The 20,013-nt window shown below is 60.2% G+C and carries 12 protein-coding genes; 8 read left to right on the top strand and 4 right to left on the bottom strand.

The window, feature by feature from the left end; all coding sequences use genetic code 11:
• Positions 1–124: 124 nt before the first annotated feature.
• The 4 genes from HUW52_RS03470 to aceE form a co-directional block, all read right to left on the bottom strand.
• Positions 125–2,821, bottom strand: a complete 2,697-nt coding sequence (locus HUW52_RS03470) for a bifunctional diguanylate cyclase/phosphodiesterase (protein WP_175552983.1) — start codon at positions 2,819–2,821, stop codon at positions 125–127.
• Between the two features lie 242 nt (positions 2,822–3,063).
• A complete protein-coding gene (locus HUW52_RS03475) occupies positions 3,064–4,461 on the bottom strand; it encodes an alkaline phosphatase D family protein (RefSeq protein ID WP_175552984.1) in 1,398 nt (465 codons plus the stop codon).
• 277 nt (positions 4,462–4,738) lie between these two features.
• On the bottom strand, positions 4,739–6,703 hold the full coding sequence (gene aceF / locus HUW52_RS03480) for a dihydrolipoyllysine-residue acetyltransferase (RefSeq protein WP_095125329.1): 1,965 nt from the start codon (positions 6,701–6,703) through the stop codon (positions 4,739–4,741).
• A gap of 11 nt (positions 6,704–6,714) precedes the next feature.
• Positions 6,715–9,360, bottom strand: coding sequence for a pyruvate dehydrogenase (acetyl-transferring), homodimeric type (aceE, locus tag HUW52_RS03485; RefSeq protein WP_007915682.1), 2,646 nt, complete (start codon positions 9,358–9,360; stop codon positions 6,715–6,717).
• 384 nt (positions 9,361–9,744) lie between these two features.
• On the opposite strand from aceE, the gene glnE reads away from it, so the two are divergent.
• The 8 genes from glnE to HUW52_RS03525 all read left to right on the top strand — a co-directional run bounded on the left by glnE (position 9,745) and on the right by HUW52_RS03525 (position 19,950).
• Positions 9,745–12,684, top strand: coding sequence for a bifunctional [glutamate--ammonia ligase]-adenylyl-L-tyrosine phosphorylase/[glutamate--ammonia-ligase] adenylyltransferase (gene glnE, locus HUW52_RS03490; RefSeq protein WP_175552985.1), 2,940 nt, complete (start codon positions 9,745–9,747; stop codon positions 12,682–12,684).
• Between the two features lie 307 nt (positions 12,685–12,991).
• Positions 12,992–14,026, top strand: a complete 1,035-nt coding sequence (waaF, locus tag HUW52_RS03495; RefSeq protein ID WP_175552986.1) for a lipopolysaccharide heptosyltransferase II — start codon at positions 12,992–12,994, stop codon at positions 14,024–14,026.
• Between the two features lies 1 nt (position 14,027).
• A complete protein-coding gene (gene waaC / locus HUW52_RS03500) occupies positions 14,028–15,089 on the top strand; it encodes a lipopolysaccharide heptosyltransferase I (RefSeq protein WP_016985658.1) in 1,062 nt (353 codons plus the stop codon).
• Positions 15,089–16,210 (top strand): glycosyltransferase family 4 protein, encoded by a 1,122-nt coding sequence (locus tag HUW52_RS03505; RefSeq protein ID WP_175552987.1) that lies wholly within the window; start codon positions 15,089–15,091, stop codon positions 16,208–16,210. Before waaC ends, HUW52_RS03505 begins: the two co-directional genes overlap by 1 nt.
• Complete coding sequence (rfaP, locus tag HUW52_RS03510; protein WP_175552988.1) at positions 16,210–17,016, top strand: lipopolysaccharide core heptose(I) kinase RfaP; 807 nt, start codon at positions 16,210–16,212, stop codon at positions 17,014–17,016. The genes HUW52_RS03505 and rfaP overlap by 1 nt, the downstream gene beginning before the upstream one ends.
• A complete protein-coding gene (locus HUW52_RS03515; protein WP_016985661.1) occupies positions 17,016–17,750 on the top strand; it encodes a lipopolysaccharide kinase InaA family protein in 735 nt (244 codons plus the stop codon). The genes rfaP and HUW52_RS03515 overlap by 1 nt, the downstream gene beginning before the upstream one ends.
• On the top strand, positions 17,747–18,499 hold the full coding sequence (locus tag HUW52_RS03520; protein ID WP_175552989.1) for a lipopolysaccharide kinase InaA family protein: 753 nt from the start codon (positions 17,747–17,749) through the stop codon (positions 18,497–18,499). The genes HUW52_RS03515 and HUW52_RS03520 overlap by 4 nt, the downstream gene beginning before the upstream one ends.
• Complete coding sequence (locus tag HUW52_RS03525) at positions 18,499–19,950, top strand: lipopolysaccharide kinase InaA family protein (protein WP_175552990.1); 1,452 nt, start codon at positions 18,499–18,501, stop codon at positions 19,948–19,950. The genes HUW52_RS03520 and HUW52_RS03525 overlap by 1 nt, the downstream gene beginning before the upstream one ends.
• The last annotated feature ends 63 nt before the right edge of the window (positions 19,951–20,013 follow it).

Genomic DNA, 20,013 nt, shown 5'->3' on the forward strand with positions numbered 1-20,013 from the left:
TGGGAGCGAGCTTGCTCGCGAAAGCGCTGTAGCATTCAACATTTGCAGTGACTGACCCACCGCTTTCGCGAGCAAGCTCGCTCCCACAGGGGGAATTCATCCATAGGGGGAGTTTGCGGTGTTTTTAGAGGCAGAGCGGGCCGCGAGGGTAGCGTTTCAGCGCTTGGATGAGTTCTGCGCCCGGGATCGGCCGGTCGAACAGGTAGCCTTGGCCGACGTCACAACGGTGGCGACGCAGGAACGCCAGTTGTTCGGCGGTCTCGATGCCTTCCGCCACGACCTTGAGTTTCAGGTTGTGCGCCATGGCGATCACCGCTGAGGTGATTTCCATGTCGTCCTGGTTGTCGGGGATTTCATGGATGAAGCTGCGATCGATCTTGATGATGTCGATCGGGAATTTCTTCAAATAGCTCAGCGACGAATAACCGGTGCCGAAGTCGTCCATGGCCAGCGTCAGCCCGAGGCGCTTGAGTTGGTCGAGCTGCAAGTGCGTGTCTTCAGTGGCTTCCAGCAGCAGGCCTTCGGTCAGCTCCAGCTCGAGCAGATTCGCCGGCAGCGCTTCTTCCTTGAGGATGTTGGCGATGGAGGCGACCAGATCCGGGTCGGAGAACTGTTTCGGCGACAGGTTGATCGCCACTTGCAGATTGCCCATCCCGGCAGCGGTCAGCGCTTTGCTCATGCGGCAGGCCTGACGGGCGATCCACTTGCCGATCGGAATGATCAGGCCGGTTTCTTCGGCGACGCTGATGAACTGGTCCGGGCGGATCATCCCGCGTTCCGGGTGATTCCAGCGCAGCAGCGCTTCCATGCCCAGCAGGCGACCGCTGCGCAGGCACAGCTTGGGCTGGTAGAACACGTCCAGTTCGTTCTGGGTCAGCGCGCGGCGCAGGTTGTTCTCGACGAACAGTTTGTAACTGGCCTCGGCGTTCAGCGCCTCGGTGAAGACTTGCACCTGATGTTTGCCGTTGGCCTTGGCCTTGTGCAGCGCCAGACCGGCGTTACGCATCAGCGTTTGCGGGTCGCGGCCGTGCAACGGCGCGCAGGCCAGGCCCACGGAGCCGGTGACGCTGATCAACTGGTTGTCGACGAACATCGGTTTGTCGAGGGTCGCCAGCAACTGGTTGGCGATCTGCTGGCCGGCGGCAAGGTCGGTGTCGTCGAGCAATACCGCAAATTCGTTACTGGCGAACCGCGCGAGGCTGCCGCTTGGGCTCAGGCTATTACGCAGACGCCGAGCAAGGCTGATCAGCAGTTTGTCGCCAGTCTGGTGACCGAGGCTGTCGTTGATCCGCTTGAAGTTGTCGATGTCCACCAGCAACAGGCTGATCGGCGTATCGCTATCGCGGGCGAAGCGTTCGTCCAGATTGCGGATAAACGCCGGGCGATTGCCGAGGTTGGTCAGGTTGTCGGTGTAGGCCAGACGTTCGATGCGCTGCTGCGCCAGTTTGGTCTGGGTGATGTCTTCGTAGATGCCGATGTAGTGCGTCAGTTCGCGGTTGTCACCGTACACCTTGGAGATCGACAGCTGGCCCCAGTACGGTTCGAGGTTCTTGCGCCGGCTCTTGAATTCGCCCTGCCAGCTGTTGCTTTTGGCCAGCGCCGAGGGAGCGTCGAACAGCAGCTCGCTGAGGTTTTCCAGCGCCGGCAGCTCGGACAGGCGCTGGCCGTGGACTTCTTCGGTGGTGTACTGGGTGATCGCGGTGAAGCTCGGGTTGACGTACTCGACCACGCCGTCGCAATTGACCAGCAAAAACGCGTTGGCGCTTTGCTCGACCGCACGCTGGAACAGGTGCAGGGCGCTGGTGGCGGTGCGGCGGTTGTGGTTGTTGATGACTTGCGCGAACTGGTCGGCGAGCTCGCCGGCAAAGGCGATTTCATCGGATTGCCAGGCGCGGGTGACACCGGTCTGCTCCAGGCACAACACGCCGACCACCTGGCCATCGACACGAATGCTGGCGTCGAGCATGGCGTTGACGTCGCGCGGGCGCAGGGCTTCGGCCATCTCGCGGGTGCGCGGGTCGCGCATCGCGTTGTGTGCATCGATGGCGCGGCTACTGTGCAGCGCTTCCATGTAGTCGGGGAAGCTGCTGATGTCGATCACGTCCGGGAGGATGTATTCCTGGGGCGCGCGGTGGTACGCGGAGATCGGTACCAGTTGCTGACCTTCGAGGTTCCACAGGCTGGCGCAGTCGATTTCATAGATATCGCAGGCGCAACGAGTGATCAGTTCAGCGGCTTCCTGCAGCGAGTTGTGCGTGCTGTAACGCTGACGTGCGAGCAGCAGAATCAGGTCCTGCTGGGCGCGCACGCGTTCCAGGTGCAGCAGTTGTTCCTGCTGGGCGCGTTGATTGAGTTCAAGGGCGATTTGCAGGCGCGAATTCTGCGTTTCGAGGTCGACGGAGGGCGGCAGCGGCACTTCATCGAAGACGTGATCGACCGCCAGCAGATAGCCGCGCAGCAGATGACGGTTGTGTTGTTTGTAGGCTTCGCCCAGCTCCAGGATGTTCAGCGCACCGGCCGCGGTGTGCAGGGTATAGCGCACCAGATAATGCGGGCTGACGGTCAGTTGTTGCTGGATCGCGTCGTGCAGTTGATAGCGCGCTTCGGGTTCCATCAGGCTGGCGTAGGGTGAGCCGACCAGCGCACAGAGTTCGACGGCCGGCTGGCCGAACTGGCGTTCGCAGTTGGGATCAAGAAACAGCATGGCCCAGCTGGCTTCATTCAAGCGCTCGAAACGCAGCATGCCGAGCCGCGAGGGCACAGGCAACTGCGTCACTACCTCGGCCGCCATACGGCTGGCGGCATCGGGTTGGCTCTTCATGAAGGGAACTCGCTTGGAAATATGCTGAACGCGCTGGGCTCGCGCCCTCTTTACTGTTGCCTGCGGCAAGGTTGCATCATTGCGGCACCGACTGACAAGAGACATGAAGGCCAAGTGCTATAAGAATATGTCGGCTGCACTGAACATTTCTCCAGCGTGCGGCAGAAAGTAATGCTGTTGAATGGAAAAAACGCCGTTCCAGAGCGGTTTGTGCCCCGAAACGGCGCCCCTTCACCGGTTATTCAGCGCAAGGGAATGGCGATCGATTGCAGGCGTTTGCCATCGCGGTCGTGGTAATTGACCTGAATCTGCCCAGCCTCGACCACCAGGTGGGCGAAATTGTCTTCACTGACCACCGTGCTGGTCAGCTCATGCTTGTAGTCACCCGCCGCCGTGCGCACCAGCGGATGATCGAGAATGAACGTGGACGCTTTGGCATACGGCAGCAGTTTGCTGTTGCACAGCGGTGAGGACACCACCGTATGGACTTCAAAGTCGGGGTCTTCGCTGTGGGTCAAACGAGCAGTCAGCGAGCCATGCACGTCCCCGGAGATGAACACGACATTCCTGATCTGTCGGGTGCGGATGGTTTCCAGCAGACGCAGACGCTGCTCGGGGAAGGCTTTCCAGGCATCATCGCCGTGGAGTTTGCGATCCGGATAGAACATCACGCTGGTGACTACGAACTTGACCCGCGCAGTGCTGTTGCTCAGCCATTTGAGCAAGGCTTGTTCCTGTGCCTCGTCGAGGATCCGTCGATCATCGGCTGACAAGTTGCGCCGGGTGCGACTGTCAGTGACAAACCATTCGATATCGCCGTCGCTGAATTGATACCAGTAATGCTCAAGTGTCGAGTGATCTATTTCACCGTTAGTGGTCAACGGATGTACCGGGCTATGACTGGCTTGATACAACTCATAAGCGGCCATGGCGTTGCGATATAAAGCGCCGTCGGACTTGCTGGCATTGGCGGGCCAGTTATCTTCGATTTCGTGATCGTCGAGAATCATGTAAGTCGAAGTGCCGGACATCAGTCGTTTAATATTCGGCTGGGAAAAAGCCGCGCGATACTTGCTTAGGATATCTTTATATTCGCGATCCGGTGCTAGCAGATTCAAATCGTCGACGTAAATTTGATCGCCGGTCATCAATACCGCGCTGATCGGTGGTTGTATGCCTTCGATCAGCTGATTGATGGACGCAAAGATCCGGTCGCCCAGTTGCGGCAGGGAGGCGATGCCGGCAGTCATGCGCAGGTAGCGGCAGGAGCCGACGATATAGGCTCTGGGTTGCAGGGCTTTGCTGGATCGGGTGCGCAGGCGATAGATCTCGCGCGGCCATTGCAACGGCAACTCGGCAACGCTGTCCGGGGTATGCACCGGGTTCATCGGGCTGAACCAGCCGGCCTGAAATTCATATTCTGTGTCGGCACTCAAGTTGTTGAGGGCGAACACATGTGACATGTCACGTAATTCGCTCAGATGCGCGAAGTTACCGTTGGACCATTGTTGTGTACCGTAAGCGCGATAACGCACTCCGGCAAATACCCTTGAACTGTTCTGCCGGTCGCCACGCATGAAGATGCGAGCATGATGAGTTGTAACGTGGCCGACAATCGGGCCGATAGTTGGTTTTAACATGTCGAATCCATTCGAATTAACTTGAGTTAACAGGGTTCTACTAAATTTTATTAGTTGAATTGGCTGCGCCTAGGTTAGTTGCGTATCGAAGAAAAAAGATCAGTGCCAAGCCGACCAGAGTTGTGGCCGATATCAGCGCAACGTGTGGGAAAAAGAAGAGAAGGGTGTTTTCTTCAGGCAAAAAAAAGCCCCGCCAAACTGACGGGGTTGAGGTACGAGCGTGTGGCGCTCGAAAGGGTGCAGCAATCGGCCCTCCGTTGCCGGAGGGCCGATCGAGTTACAGCAGGATAGTGCGAATGTCCGCCAGCAGGCTGCCCAGACGCTGGGTGAAGCGTGCGGCAGCGGCGCCGTTGATCACACGGTGATCGTAGGACAGCGACAGTGGCAGCATCAGTTTCGGCTGGAAGGCTTTGCCGTCCCAGACTGGCTGGATGGTTGCCTTGGAAACACCGAGGATCGCCACTTCCGGCGCGTTGACGATCGGCGTGAAGCCGGTGCCGCCAATGTGGCCGAGGCTGGAAATGGTGAAGCACGCGCCTTGCATGTCGTCAGCGGTGAGCTTCTTGTCGCGGGCTTTGGCGGCCAGCGCAGCGGCTTCGGCTGCCAGTTGCAGCAGGCTCTTCTGGTCGACGTTCTTGATGACCGGTACCAGCAGGCCATCCGGGGTGTCGACGGCGAAGCCGATGTTCACGTACTTTTTGCGGATGATCGCTTTGCCGCTTGGCGCCAGCGAACTGTTGAAGTCCGGCAGCTCCTTGAGCATGTGCGCGCACGACTTGAGCAGCAGCGGCAGGATGGTCAGCTTGACGCCAGCCTTCTCTGCAACGGCTTTCTGTGCAACGCGGAAGGCTTCCAGCTCGGTGATATCAGCCGAATCGAACTGAGTCACGTGCGGGATGTTCAGCCAGCTGCGGTGCAGGCTCGACGCGCCGATCTGCATCAGGCGAGTCATCGGCACTTCTTCGATTTCACCGAAACGGCTGAAATCGACGACCGGAATCGGCGGGATGCCTGCGCCACCGGTTGCGCCAGCAGCAGCGGCCGGTGCTTCCTTGGCCTTCTGCATCATCGCTTTGACGTAAACCTGCACGTCTTCTTTCAAGATACGACCGTGCGGGCCGCTGGCGCCGACAGCGTTCAGCTCGACGCCGAACTCACGGGCCAGTTGACGCACCGCTGGGCCGGCGTGAACTTTCGCGCCCGGCTTGGCCGGTGCGGCGGCTGGAGCGGCAGCAGGTGCAGCGGCAGCCGGAGCAGCAGCGGCAGGTGCCGGAGCGCTCGGAGCAGCAGCGGCGGCAGCTGGAGCCGGGGCAGCAGCAGGTGCCGCGCCTTTGACTTTCAGCTTCAGAATCAGGTCGCCGGTACCGACTTCGTCATCCAGCTTGATGGAAACACTTTCCACCACGCCAGCGGCAGGCGATGGAATTTCCATGCTCGCCTTGTCGGATTCCAGAGTGATCAGCGACTGGTCGGCTTCAACGCTGTCGCCAGCCTTGACCAACACTTCGATGATCTTGGCTTTGCCAGCCGAACCGATGTCCGGAACGTGGATGTCCTGAACGCTGTCAGCCACCGGTGCTGCTGGCGCGGCTGCTGGAGCAGGCGCAGCGGCAGCGGCCGGAGCAGCAGCCTGAGCCGGAGCGGCAGCAGCAGGGGCCGCAGCACCCGCCACTTCCAGATCCAGAATCAGGTCGCCGGTGCCGACTTCGTCGTTGAGCTTGACGCTGATGGCCTTGACCACGCCAGCGGCAGGCGACGGGATTTCCATGCTCGCCTTGTCGGATTCCAGAGTGATCAAAGATTGATCAGCTTCGACGGTGTCGCCGACCTTGACCTGAATCTCGATGATCTGCGCTTTGCCCGACGAGCCGATGTCCGGCACGTGCACTTGCTGAACCGAAGCGGCAGCAGGGGCAGCGGCCGGTGCAGCGGCAGCAGGAGCGGCAGCCGGTTTGGCTTCAGCTTTTGCAGCCGGCGCAGCGGCTGGAGCAGGGGCCGCTTCAGCGGCGCCCTCGACTTCCAGCTCAAGCAGTTCGTCGCCTTCTTTCAGACGGTCGCCCAGCTTCACTTTCAGGCTTTTGATGACGCCGGCTTTCGGGGCCGGCACTTCCATGCTGGCCTTGTCCGATTCCAGGGTCAGGATGCTCTGGTCGGCTTCGATACGGTCGCCGACCTTCACAAACAGTTCAATTACTTCACCTTCACCGCTGCCGATGTCAGGTACGCGAATGAGTTCGCTCACAAAATGTCTCCTCAGCAGTCCAGTGGGTTGCGTTTTTCCGGGTCGATGCCGAACTTGACGATGGCCTCAGCCACCACCTTAGGTTCGATATCACCACGGTCAGCCAGTGCTTCCAGGGCTGCCAACACCACGAAATGACGGTCGACTTCGAAGAAATGACGCAGTTTCTTGCGGCTGTCGCTGCGGCCGAAACCGTCGGTGCCGAGGACTTTGAATTCCTTGGACGGTACCCACTGACGGATCTGCTCGGCGAACAGTTTCATGTAGTCGGTAGAGGCGATGACCGGACCTTTACGGCCGTTCAGGCACTCTTCGACGTAGCTCAGCTTAGGCTTCTGGCCCGGCTTCAGACGGTTGCTGCGCTCGACAGCGAGGCCGTCGCGACGCAGTTCGTTGAAGCTGGTAACGCTCCACACGTCAGCGCCAACGTTGAACTCTTCACGCAGAATCTTCGCCGCTTCACGGACTTCACGCAGGATGGTGCCGGAACCCATCAGCTGGACGTGGTGCGCCGCATCGCGGGTGTCTTCTTCGAGCAGGTACATGCCTTTCTTGATGCCTTCTTCGGCACCGGCCGGCATGGCTGGCTGCTGGTACGACTCGTTCATCACGGTGATGTAGTAGAAGATGTCCTGTTGCTCTTCGGTCATCTTCTTCATGCCGTCCTGAATGATCACCGCCAGCTCGTAGCCGTAGGTTGGATCGTAGGTGCGGCAGTTCGGGATGGTCGCGGCCAACAGGTGGCTGTGACCGTCTTCGTGTTGCAGACCTTCACCGTTCAGGGTGGTACGACCGGCGGTGCCGCCGATCAGGAAACCACGGGTACGGCTGTCGCCAGCGGCCCAGGCCAGGTCGCCAATACGCTGGAAGCCGAACATCGAGTAGAAGATGTAGAACGGCAGCATCGGCTGGTTGTGGCTGGAGTACGAAGTACCGGCGGCAATGAAGGAGCTCATGGCGCCTGCTTCGTTGATGCCTTCTTCAAGGATCTGACCTTTCTGGTCTTCCTTGTAGAACATCACCTGGTCTTTATCGACTGGCTCGTAGAGCTGGCCGACGGACGAGTAGATGCCGAGCTGACGGAACATGCCTTCCATACCGAAGGTACGGGCTTCGTCCGGGATGATCGGAACGATGCGCGGGCCGATTTCCTTGTCCTTGACCAGTTGCGCGAGGATCCGCACGAAGGCCATGGTGGTGGAAATTTCACGGTCGCCCGAACCATCGAGGATGGCTTTGAGGGTGTCCAGATCCGGCGTCGGTACGCTGAAGCTCTGCGCGCGGCGCTGTGGTACGAAGCCGCCCAGTGCAGTGCGGCGCTCGCTCAGGTAGCGGGCTTCGGCGCTGTTTGGCTCTGGCTTGAAGAACGGCAGGTTCTCCAGCTCTTCGTCTTTTACCGGAATGTCGAAACGATCGCGGAACAACTTCAGGCTGTCGACGTCGACTTTCTTGGTGTTGTGCGCAGTGTTTTTCGCTTCGCCGGCACCGGTGCCATAACCCTTGATGGTCTTGGCCAGGATGACGGTTGGTTGTTCTTTGTGGTTGACCGCTTCGTGGTACGCCGCATAGACCTTGTACGGGTCGTGGCCGCCACGGTTGAGTTTCCAGATCTCGTCGTCGGACAGATCAGCAACCATCGCCTTGAGTTCTGGCGTGTTGAAGAAGTGTTCACGGACGAACGCGCCGTCTTTGGCTTTGTAGTTCTGGTACTCGCCGTCGATGACTTCGTCCATGCGACGTTGCAGGATGCCGTCGACGTCTTTGGCCAGCAGTGGGTCCCAGAAACGGCCCCAGATGACTTTGGTCACGTTCCACTGAGCACCGCGGAACACGCCTTCGAGTTCCTGGATGATCTTGCCGTTGCCGCGAACCGGGCCGTCGAGGCGCTGCAGGTTGCAGTTGATGACGAAGATCAGGTTGTCCAGCTTCTCGCGGCCGGCCAGGGAGATCGCGCCCAGGGATTCCGGCTCGTCGCACTCGCCGTCGCCCAGGAAGCACCAGACTTTCTGTTTGCCCGGCTGGATGAAACCGCGGTGCTCCAGGTATTTCATGAAGCGTGCCTGGTAGATCGCCTGGATCGGGCCCAGACCCATGGATACAGTCGGGAACTGCCAGAAGTCAGGCATCAGCCAAGGGTGCGGGTAGGACGACAGGCCCTGACCGTCGACTTCCTGGCGGAAGTTGTTCATCTGGTCTTCGGTGATGCGGCCTTCCATGAACGCACGGGCGTAAACGCCTGGCGAGGTGTGGCCCTGGAAGTAGATCAGGTCGCCGCCGTGTTCGTCGGTCGGGGCCTGGAAGAAGTAGTTGAAGCCGATGTCATACAGGGTCGCACTGGAAGCGAAGCTGGAGATGTGACCACCCAGGTCAGAATCTTTCAGGTTCGTACGCATTACCATGGCCATCGCGTTCCAGCGTACCAGCGAGCGAATGCGGCGTTCCATGAACAGGTCGCCAGGCATGCGTGCTTCGTGGGTTACCGGGATGGTGTTGCGGTAAGGCGTAGTGATGGCGTAAGGGAGCTGCGAGCCGCTGCGGGTCGCGAGTTCGCCCATACGGGTCATCAGATAGTGAGCACGGTCTTCGCCTTCTTTGTCGAGAACCGATTCCAGGGCGTCCAGCCATTCCTGGGTTTCGACGGGATCGAGGTCTTGCATGGCTTGCTCCAGGGCGGAAAGGCTTCCAGAATCGGTTGCCTGAGTTTGCGACTGGCCTTGTGGGCAGACGATTTAAAATTCTTGGATTGCCGATAGGTTGTTCCGGCGGCGTGTAGTTTTACTACAAATCTTCCGGCATTTCAGCCTTTCGAATGTATAGACGAGTAGTAAAACTACAGAAGAATGGCTTGTGGCCTCCGGCTGCGTTGTGAGAATAATCGTTAAGGTTGGTCTTTTACCATCCGAAAAAGGTGAAACTTTGATGTTCGCTGCCAAAGAGAAAGAAATTTCAGCTATTTCTAACTTTTGTTCGACAGTCCTCCGGGTAGCGGGTTTTCACCAATCACTACAAGCGGCCATTTACACGCCGATCAAGGATAGACCATGACCCTGCCCGTGCTTGCCGAACTGCCCGCCATTCTCCTGCCGTTGGTCACTCGATCCGAGCAGTCGTTCCGTACGGCCGTCGCCGCGCTGGAAGACGATCACGGCCTGGCGAACTGGACGCCAGAGCGCTGGGCGCAGTTCGCCCGCGTCACCGCCGCCAGCGAATTCGTCATTGAACAGAGCGTTCGTGACCCTTTGATGTTGCTCACGCTGGTGCAGTCCGGCGAACTCGACCGGGCCTTCGCGCCGGGTGAATTGTGTGCGCAGATTGCTGCGGCAGTGAACGCCGCGCAAACCGAAGATGAACTCGGCCGCGCCTTGCGCCGCCAGCGCGCTCGCCATCAAGTGCGGATCATCTGGCGCGATCTCACCCGTCAGGCCGATCTGGTGCAGACCTGCCGCGATCTCTCGGACATGGCCGACGCCACCATCGACCAGGCTTATCAATGGTTGTACAGCCGCCATTGCGAACAATTCGGTACGCCGACCGGCCGCCGCAGCGGTGAGCCGCAGCAAATGGTCATCCTCGGCATGGGCAAACTCGGCGCGGTCGAGCTGAACCTGTCTTCAGATATCGATCTGATCTTCGCCTACCCCGAGGGCGGCGAAACCGTCGGTGTGAAACGCGCGCTGGATAATCAGGAATTCTTCATTCGTCTCGGTCAGCGCCTGATCAAGGCGCTGGACCCGATGACCGTCGACGGCTTTGTATTCCGTGTCGACATGCGCTTGCGCCCGTACGGTTCGTCCGGCGCGCTGGTGCTGAGCTTCAATGCGCTGGAGCAGTATTACCAGGATCAGGGTCGCGACTGGGAACGCTACGCGATGATCAAGGCGCGGGTGGTGGCCGGCGATCAGGTTGCGGGTGCGCAGTTGCTCGATATGCTGCGGCCGTTCGTTTATCGGCGTTATCTGGATTTCTCGGCGATCGAAGCGCTGCGCACCATGAAGCAGTTGATCCAGCAGGAAGTGCGGCGCAAGGGCATGGCCGACAACATCAAGCTGGGCTCCGGTGGCATCCGTGAGGTCGAGTTTATTGCTCAGGCCTTTCAGTTGATCCACGGTGGCCGCGACTTGAGCCTGCAGCAGCGTCCTCTATTAAAGGTGTTGAGCACGCTGGAGGGGCAGGGTTATCTACCGCCGGCGGTGATCAGCGAGTTGCGCGAGGGCTACGAATTTCTGCGTTACACCGAACACGCGATTCAGGCGATCGCCGACCGCCAGACCCAAATGTTGCCGGACGGTGCGCAGGATCAGGCGCGTATTGCCTTCATGCTCGGTTTCGCCGACTGGGACGCCTTCCACGAAAAACTGATGTTCTGGCGCGGGCGCGTGGCTTGGCACTTCGCGCAGGTAATTGCTGATCCCGACGAAGATGAAGGCGCCGAAAATGAAGTGGTGGTCGGCGGTGAATGGCTGCCGTTGTGGGAAGAGGCGCAGGACGAAGAGGCGGCGTGCCGTCAGTTGGAGGAGGGCGGTTTTGCCGATGCGAGCAAAGCCCTGAAAGCACTGGCCGGGTTGCGCGGCAGCCCGCAATTGCGCGCGATGCAGCGTCTGGGGCGTGAGCGTCTCGATGCCTTTATTCCGCGTCTGCTCGCCCAGGCTGTGGAGCACAACAATCCCGATCTGGTGCTCGAGCGGGTACTGCCGCTGGTTGAAGCGGTCGCCCGGCGTTCGGCGTATCTGGTCTTGCTGACGGAAAATCCCGGCGCCCTGCGACGCTTGCTGACGCTGTGTGCGGCGAGCCCGTGGATCGCTGAGCAGATCACACGCTTCCCGCTGCTGCTCGACGAATTGCTTAACGAAGGTCGTCTGTTCAAGCCGCCGCTGGCGCCGGAACTGGCCGCCGAATTGCGCGAACGCCTGACGCGGATTCCCGAAGACGACCTCGAACAACAAATGGAAGCCCTGCGCCATTTCAAACTGGCGCACCGTTTGCGCGTCGCCGCCTCGGAAATCGCCGGCAGCCTGCCGCTGATGAAAGTCAGCGATTACCTGACCTGGCTGGCCGAGGCGATTCTCGAGCAAGTGCTGGCTCTGGCCTGGCGCCAGACCGTGGCCAAGTACGGCACGCCGCTGCGCACCGACGGCACCTTGTGCGATCCCGGCTTCATCATTGTTGGTTACGGAAAAGTCGGCGGTCTCGAACTGGGACATGGTTCGGACCTGGATCTGGTGTTTATCCACGACGGCGATCCGCAGGCGGAAACCGATGGGCCGAAGTCGATCGATGGCGCGCAGTTCTTCACCCGACTGGGGCAACGGATCATTCACCTGCTGACGGCGCAGACCAACTCCGGCCAGCTCTATGAAGTGGACATGCGTCTGCGGCCATCGGGTGCTTCGGGGTTGCTGGTCAGCTCGCTGGGGGCGTTTGCCCGCTATCAGGAAAATGAAGCCTGGACGTGGGAGCATCAGGCTTTGGTGCGGGCGCGGGTGCTGGTCGGCAGTCAGGATGTCGGCCAGGCGTTCGATAAGGTTCGCGCGCAGGTTTTGGGCAAGGCGCGTGATCTGGCGAAGTTGCAACAGGAAGTCAGCGAGATGCGCGCGAAGATGCGCGATAACCTCGGCACCAAGAGCACCGCAGCCGGTACAGCGGCAAATGCCTTCGACGCCACGGCGCCGTTCGACCTCAAGCAGGACGCCGGTGGTATCGTCGATATTGAATTTATGGTGCAATACGCGGCTCTGGCGTGGTCGCAAAGCCACCCGCCACTGCTGCGCTGGACCGATAACATCCGCATTCTGGAAGAGTTGGAACACGAAGGGCTGATGCCGGCCGAAGATGCCAGCCTGTTGCGCGAGGCCTACAAAGCCTACCGCTCCGCCGCCCACCGGCAGGCCTTGCAGAAGGACGCCGGGGTGATACCAGGTGACCAGTTTGCCGACGAACGCCGGCAGGTTTTGCGGATCTGGAAAGAGATGGGGCTAAGCTGAAAGCGGTTTGTGCAGCACCCAATACCCTGTGGGAGCGAGCTTGCTCGCGAAGACGGAGTGTCAGACGACACCGATGTCGGATGTGACGGCCCCTTCGCGAGCAAGCTCGCTCCCACAGGGGATCTACAGTGTCTGTAGATCTGAAGCAGGACGAACAAACAATGTGGGAGCGAGCCTGCTCGCGATAGCGGAGTGACAGTCGACAGTCATGTTGAAGGTAATGACCCATCGCCAGCAGTGCCGTTCCCTCAGTGATTATCGAGGCGGGGAGGCGTAAATGCCTCCCCGGTTCGTTTATGGAAACCACATGAATATTCTGATCGTTGGGCCCAGTTGGGTCGGTGACATGGTGATGGCGCAGACACTGTTTCAGTGTCTCAAACAGCGCCACCCGCAGTGCGAAATCGACGTGCTGGCCCCCGAGTGGAGCCGGCCGATCCTTGAGCGCATGCCCGAAGTGCGCCAGGCCTTGAGCTTCCCGCTCGGCCACGGCGCGCTGGAGTTGGCGACGCGTCGGCGCATCGGTAAGTCCCTGCGTGGTCAGTACGACCAGGCGATCCTGCTGCCGAACTCGCTGAAATCGGCGCTGGTGCCGTTTTTCGCCGGCATCCCGAAACGCACCGGCTGGCGCGGCGAATTCCGCTACGGCTTGCTCAACGACGTGCGCATCCTCGACAAAGAACGCTATCCGCTGATGATCGAGCGTTTCATGGCGTTGGCCTATGAAGCGAACGCCGAGCTGCCGAAACCGTATCCACGTCCGAGCCTGCAAATCGACCCGGTGACCCGCGAAGCGGCGCTGGCCAAGTTCGGTCTGAGCCTCGATCGCCCGGTGTTGGCCCTGTGCCCCGGCGCCGAGTTCGGCGAGTCCAAGCGCTGGCCGTCCGAGCACTACGCCAAAGTCGCCGAGGCGCGTATCCGCGAAGGCTGGCAGGTGTGGCTGTTCGGCTCGAAAAACGATCACGCCGTCGGCGAAGATATCCGCGCACGTTTGATCCCGGGCCTGCGTGAAGAGTCGGTCAACCTCAGCGGCGGTACCTCGTTGGCCGAGGCCATCGACCTGATGTCCTGCGCCGACTCGGTGGTGTCCAACGACTCCGGCCTGATGCACGTTGCCGCTGCGCTGAACCGTCCATTGGTCGCCGTCTACGGCTCGACCTCGCCGGGTTTCACTCCGCCGTTGGCCGAGCACGTTGAAGTCGTCCGTCTGGGTCTCGATTGCAGTCCGTGCTTCGACCGTACCTGCCGTTTCGGCCATTACAACTGCCTGCGCCAGCTGATGCCGGACGCGGTCAACGATGCCTTGCATAAATTGCAGGGCTCCGTGGTCGAGGTTCATTAAGTTGCGGGTACTGCTGATCAAGACTTCATCGCTGGGCGACGTGATTCATGCGTTGCCGGCGCTGACCGATGCCGCCCGGGCCATTCCCGGGATCAAGTTCGACTGGGTCGTGGAAGAAGGCTTTGCCGAGATTCCGACCTGGCACCCGGCCGTTGGCAAAGTGATTCCGGTGGCGATCCGCCGCTGGCGCAAGAACATCTGGAAGACCATCACCAGCGGTGAGTGGAAACGCTTCAAGCAAAGCGTGCGCGCGAACAAATACGATTTGGTGATCGACGCCCAAGGCCTGCTGAAAAGCGCCTGGCTGACCCGTTACGTCAAAGCGCCGGTGGCGGGCCTTGATAAAGGTTCGGCCCGCGAACCGATGGCGTCGCGGTTCTACGATCGCAAGTTGGCCGTGGCCCGTGGTCAGCACGCTGTCGAGCGTGTGCGGCAGTTGTTCGCCATCGCCCTCGGTTACGACTTGCCCAAAGGTTTGGGCGACTACGGCCTCAACGTCGAGCGCTTGGTCGAGCTGCCGCGCAAAAACGCCTTTGTGGTGTTTCTGCACGGCACCACCTGGGACACCAAACACTGGCCGGAAAGCTACTGGCGCGAACTGACCGAACGCGTCGGCTACCTCGGCGTCGGCGTCAAACTGCCGTGGGGCAACCCGCAGGAAAAGGCTCGTGCCGAACGCATCGCTGCCGGTTTCAAGCACGCCGAAGTGCTGCCAAAGCTGAATCTGGCCGGCGTCGGTAAAGTCCTCGCCGGCGCGCAAGCGTGCGTCGCGGTGGACACCGGTCTCGGCCATTTGGCCGCTGCGCTGGACGTGCCGACCATCTCGTTGTTCGGCCCGACCAACCCGGGCCTGACCGGCGCTTACGGAAAATTGCAGATTCATCTGGCCAGCGATTTCCCGTGCGCGCCATGCCTGCAAAAGAAATGTACCTATCAACCGACCGCGCAGGATGCCCGTCAGTTTGACCTGAAGCGTGAGCAGCCTTTGTGTTTCACGCGTCTGAACCCCGAGCGTGTCGCCAGCCGACTGAGCACGTTGTTAATGGCTGAGGAGCTGCGCTGATGCAATTGGCATTCGTCCTGTACAAATATTTCCCGTTCGGTGGCTTGCAGCGCGACTTCATGCGCATTGCCCTCGAATGCCAGAAGCGCGGTCACCAGATTCGCGTCTACACGCTGATCTGGGAAGGCGACGTGCCGCCCGGTTTCGAGGTGCTGGTAGCGCCGGTCAAGGCGTTCTTCAATCACCGCCGCAACGAAAAACTCAGTGCGTGGATGGAAGCGGATCTGGCCAAGCGTCCGGTTGACCGCCTGATCGGCTTCAACAAGATGCCCGGTCTGGACGTTTATTACGCCGCCGACGGCTGCTTCGAAGACAAGGCGCAGAACCTGCGTAATTCGCTGTACCGCCGCTGGGGCCGTTATCGCCACTTTGCCGAGTACGAGCGCGCGGTGTTCGCCAAAGACGCGAAGACCGAAGTGCTGATGATTTCCGAAGTGCAGCAGCCGCTGTTCATCAAGCATTACGACACGCCGCTCGAGCGCTTCCATCTGCTGCCACCGGGCATTGCCCAGGATCGTCGACGTCCGGCGGATGCTGATGAAATCCGCGCCGGTTTCCGCGCTGAATTCAATCTCAAGGATGACGAACTGCTGTTGGTGCAGATCGGCTCCGGCTTCAAGACCAAAGGCGTTGATCGCAGCCTGAAAGCGCTGGCGGGATTGCCTGCCGAGCTGAAGAAACGCACTCGATTGTTTGTAATCGGCCAGGATGACCCCAAATTATTCCAGATGCAGAGCGCGACGCTGGGCTTGGGCGATAACGTGACGTTCCTCAAGGGGCGCAGCGATATCCCGCGTTTTCTGCTTGGCGCCGATCTGTTGATCCACCCGGCGTACAACGAAAACACCGGTACCGTGTTACTTGAGGCGCTGGTCGCCGGCTTGCCGGTGCTGGTCAGCGCGGTCTGCGGTTACGCCCATTACATCGCCGAGGCCGACGCCGGGCGAGTGCTGGACGAGCCGTTCGATCAGGCGCAACTGACGCGATACCTGACTGAAATGTTGCATGACGACGCTGCACGCGCGGCCTGGAGCCGCAATGGTCTGGCCTTCGCCGAGACGGCCGACCTTTACAGCATGCCGCAGCACGCGGCCGATGTGATTCTGGCGGAGCACGCTTAATGAAGTTGATGCTGGCTGAACCGTTCAAAAGCCTTTGGGCCGGGCGCGATCCGTTCGCCGAAGTCGAAGGCTTGCAGGGCGAGGTATACCGCGAGCTGGAAGCACGCCGGACACTGCGCACGGAAGTCGACGGCAACGGCTTTTTCGTCAAGATCCACCGCGGCATCGGCTGGGGCGAAATCTTCAAAAACCTGCTGACTGCCAAGCTGCCGGTACTCGGCGCAGGCCAGGAGTGGACAGCCATCCAGCGTCTGCAGGAAGTCGGCGTGCCGACCATGACCGCTGTTGCCTACGGTGAGAAGGGCAGCAACCCGGCGGATCAGCACTCGTTTATCGTCACCGAAGAACTGGCGCCGACCATCAGCCTTGAAGACTTCAGTATCGACTGGATCAAGCAGCCGCCGGAGCCAAAACTCAAGCGCGCGCTGATCGCTGAAGTCGCGCGCATGACCGGCATGATGCACCGCGCTGGCGTCAATCACCGCGACTGCTACATCTGCCACTTCCTGTTGCACACCGATAAACCGGTGACGCCGGAAGATTTCAAACTCTCGGTGATCGACCTGCACCGCGCCCAGACCCGAGCGAAGATCACTCAGCGCTGGCGCAACAAAGATCTGGCGGCGCTGTATTTCTCCGCGCTCGACATCGGCCTGACCCGCCGCGACAAACTGCGTTTCCTCAAAGGCTATTTCCAGCAACCGCTGCGCCAGATTCTGGCTGAAGAAGCGCCGCTGTTGAGCTGGCTGGAAGGCAAGGCGAACAAACTCTATGCGCGTAAACAGCGCTACGGGGATGCGCTCTGATGGCGGGTTGGACGCTTGAGCCGCAATACAGCGAGCTCGCCGAAGACTTTGGCAGCCTCGAAGCCGTGTTTGCGTTGCAAGGTGAACGCCTGACCCGTGACCCGCTGTCGGAAGTCATCCGCGTGCAGCGCAATGGCGTCAACTATTACGTCAAGCGCTATGTCGGTGCCGGTAAAGGCTTGCGTCGTTACCTCGGCAAGCCACGGGTGAAGATGGAATGGCAGAACCTCAAGCGCTTCGCCAAGTGGGGCATTCCCACCGCTGAAGTGGTCGCCTGGGGCCTGGAGCGACGTGGCGCGGCGTATGATCGCGGCGCCATGATCACGCGCGAATTGCCCAACACCGAAGACCTTTCGGCGCTTGCCGAGCGCAAGGATCCGAAGCTCAAGGATGGCGCCTGGGTCGACGCTGTCAGCCGGCAACTGGCCGGTTATACCCGGACGATGCATGATCACCGATTTACCCATAACGATCTGAAATGGCGCAACCTGTTGATCGATGAGCAGGCGCGGATATTTCTGATCGATTGCCCTAACGGCGAGTTCTGGCGCGGCTTCTGGCTCAAGTATCGGATCACCAAGGATCTGGCCTGTCTCGATAAACTCGCCAAATACCACCTGTCCAATACCCAACGCCTGCGCTTCTATAAGCAATACCGCCAGTGCGATCGGCTTGATAGCGCCGACAAGAAACGGATTCGGCACGTGGTGAGATTTTTCGAGGGACGCGAATGACTGATTTTCTCGCTGCTGAAGACCGCGCGCTGCTTGAGCGCCACGGGCTGGGCACTTTTGATGCGCTATGGTCGAAACAACTTGAGGCTGTGGACGAACCCAATACCGCCCGTGGCGGTTGGAGCAGTGTCTTCCGTCTGGACCTGGAGGGGCAGGGTTATTACCTCAAGCGCCAGAGCAACTACCTGACACGCACCTTGCACGCGCCTTTCGGCGAGCCCAGTTTTGCCCGCGAGTTTCGTAACATCAGTCGTTATCGCAAACTCGGTATTCCAGCACTGCAGGCGGCGTTTTTCGGTGAGCGCAAGGTCGACGGCGAAGTTCGCGCGATCCTGCTAACCCGCGCGCTGGACGGCTGGAGCGATCTGGAGTCGCTCTTGCAGCGTTGGGCGCAGCTCAGTACCGCAGAGCATTCGGCGATCCTCAAGGCCTGCGGATTGCTGGCGCGACATCTGCACGGTGTGCGTCAGGTGCACGGCTGCTTCTATCCCAAGCATATTTTTCTGCGGGCTACCGGTGACGGGTATCAGGCGCAATTGATCGACCTGGAAAAAACCCGGCCTCTGTTGTTCGGCATGCGCGACCGGATCAAGGATCTGGAGCCGCTGCAACGCCGCGCGCCGGAATGGAACGAAGCGCAACTGCGTGAGTTACTGGCGGCTTATCTCGATCAGTCGACCGATAGCACGTTGCTCGACAGCTGGCTCGGCCGGCTGACCGCGCGCCGCAGTCACAAGGAGACGCGCTGATGCAATTGTCCGAGCTGGCCGCTGTCGGGCGAGCCCCGCAACTGCCGCTGACGGTGACTCTGGCTGATGCCGCTGGCAGTGCGGATCTGCAATTGCTGAGTCTGCTGCGAGTCCTGCCGGGGCAGCGTTACGTTGGCGCCGGTGTCTGGCGCGGGCGTCCGGTGCTGGCCAAATTGCTGGTGGGCGCTAAGGCTGCCCGACATTTCCAGCGCGAGCTGGAAGGCGTGCGCTTGTTGGCCGCGCAAGGCATGACGACACCGTTACTGCTGGCCGATGGTTTGAAAAATGGCCAAGGTGGCTGGCTGCTGTTCGATTTCCTTGAGGGTGCCGAAAGCCTCGGCGATGCCTGGGGGAAAGTCGAGTCGCTACCGGTATTGGCCGACGAGCAATCGGCGGTGTTGGCCGAGGCGCTGGGCGCCATTGCACAGTTGCACGGCAAGGGGCTTTGGCAGGAAGACCTGCATCTGGACAATCTGCTGCGTCACGGCGGCCAGTTGTACTTGATTGACGGTGCCGGTATTTGTGCCGAGACCGCCGGCCAGCCGCTATCGCGACAAAAAGTCCTGGAAAACCTCGGAGTGTTTTTCGCCCAGTTACCCAAGGCGCTGGAGCCGTTCACTGAAGAGCTGCTGGTGTATTACCTGTTGAGCAACAGCGAACACGCGTTGCCGCTGGAAGCCTTGCAGAAACAGATCGACAAAGTGCGTCGCTGGCGTTTGAAAGACTTCCTGATCAAGGTCGGTCGCGAGTGCACGCTGTTCAGTGTGCAGCGTGGAGCGTTCGCTCTGCGCGCGATCCGTCGCGAAGAAGAATCAGCCATGCTGCCGGTACTGGAGCAAGCCGATGCGTTGCTCGATCAGGGCCATCTGTACAAGACCGGTGGTGCGGCGAGCGTCGGCAAGGTTCAGGCCGGTGCGCGCACGCTGGTGATCAAGCGCTACAACATCAAGGGTTTTGCGCATTGGCTCAAGCGTTTCTGGCGGCCGAGTCGGGCGTGGCATTCGTGGCGCGAAGGCAATCGCCTGGCGTTCCTCGGGATCGCCACGCCCAAGCCGCTGGCGGTACTGGAAAAGCGCTTCTTGTGGCTGCGCAGTCGTGCGTATCTGGTGACTGAGTTCCTGTCGGGGCCGGATATCATCGAGCGCTTTGCGCCGTATGTTGAAAATGGCCAGGCACCGGAAGCGGAGCTGCAGGCGCTGGATCAGTTGTTCGCCAGATTGATTGACGAGCGCATCAGCCACGGCGACTTCAAGGGGCATAATCTGTTCTGGCAGCAGGATCGCTGGGCGCTGATCGATCTTGACTCGATGTGTCAGCATGGATCGGTCGGCAGTTTCGCGCCGGCCTATGCCCGTGACCGTGCGCGATTCATGCGCAACTGGCCGGAAAGCAGCGCACTGTACAAGGTCATAGATCAGCGTTTGCCCAAAGAGATCTCCAGCGCGGTCTGAGTCAAACCACTACAGCAGTAGAGGACAAGATTCAGCGACTTGTCCTACAGCTTCTCCAGAAGT

The sequence above is a fragment of the Pseudomonas sp. 43A genome (assembly GCF_013363935.1).
Taxonomy (GTDB): domain Bacteria; phylum Pseudomonadota; class Gammaproteobacteria; order Pseudomonadales; family Pseudomonadaceae; genus Aquipseudomonas; species Aquipseudomonas crudilactis.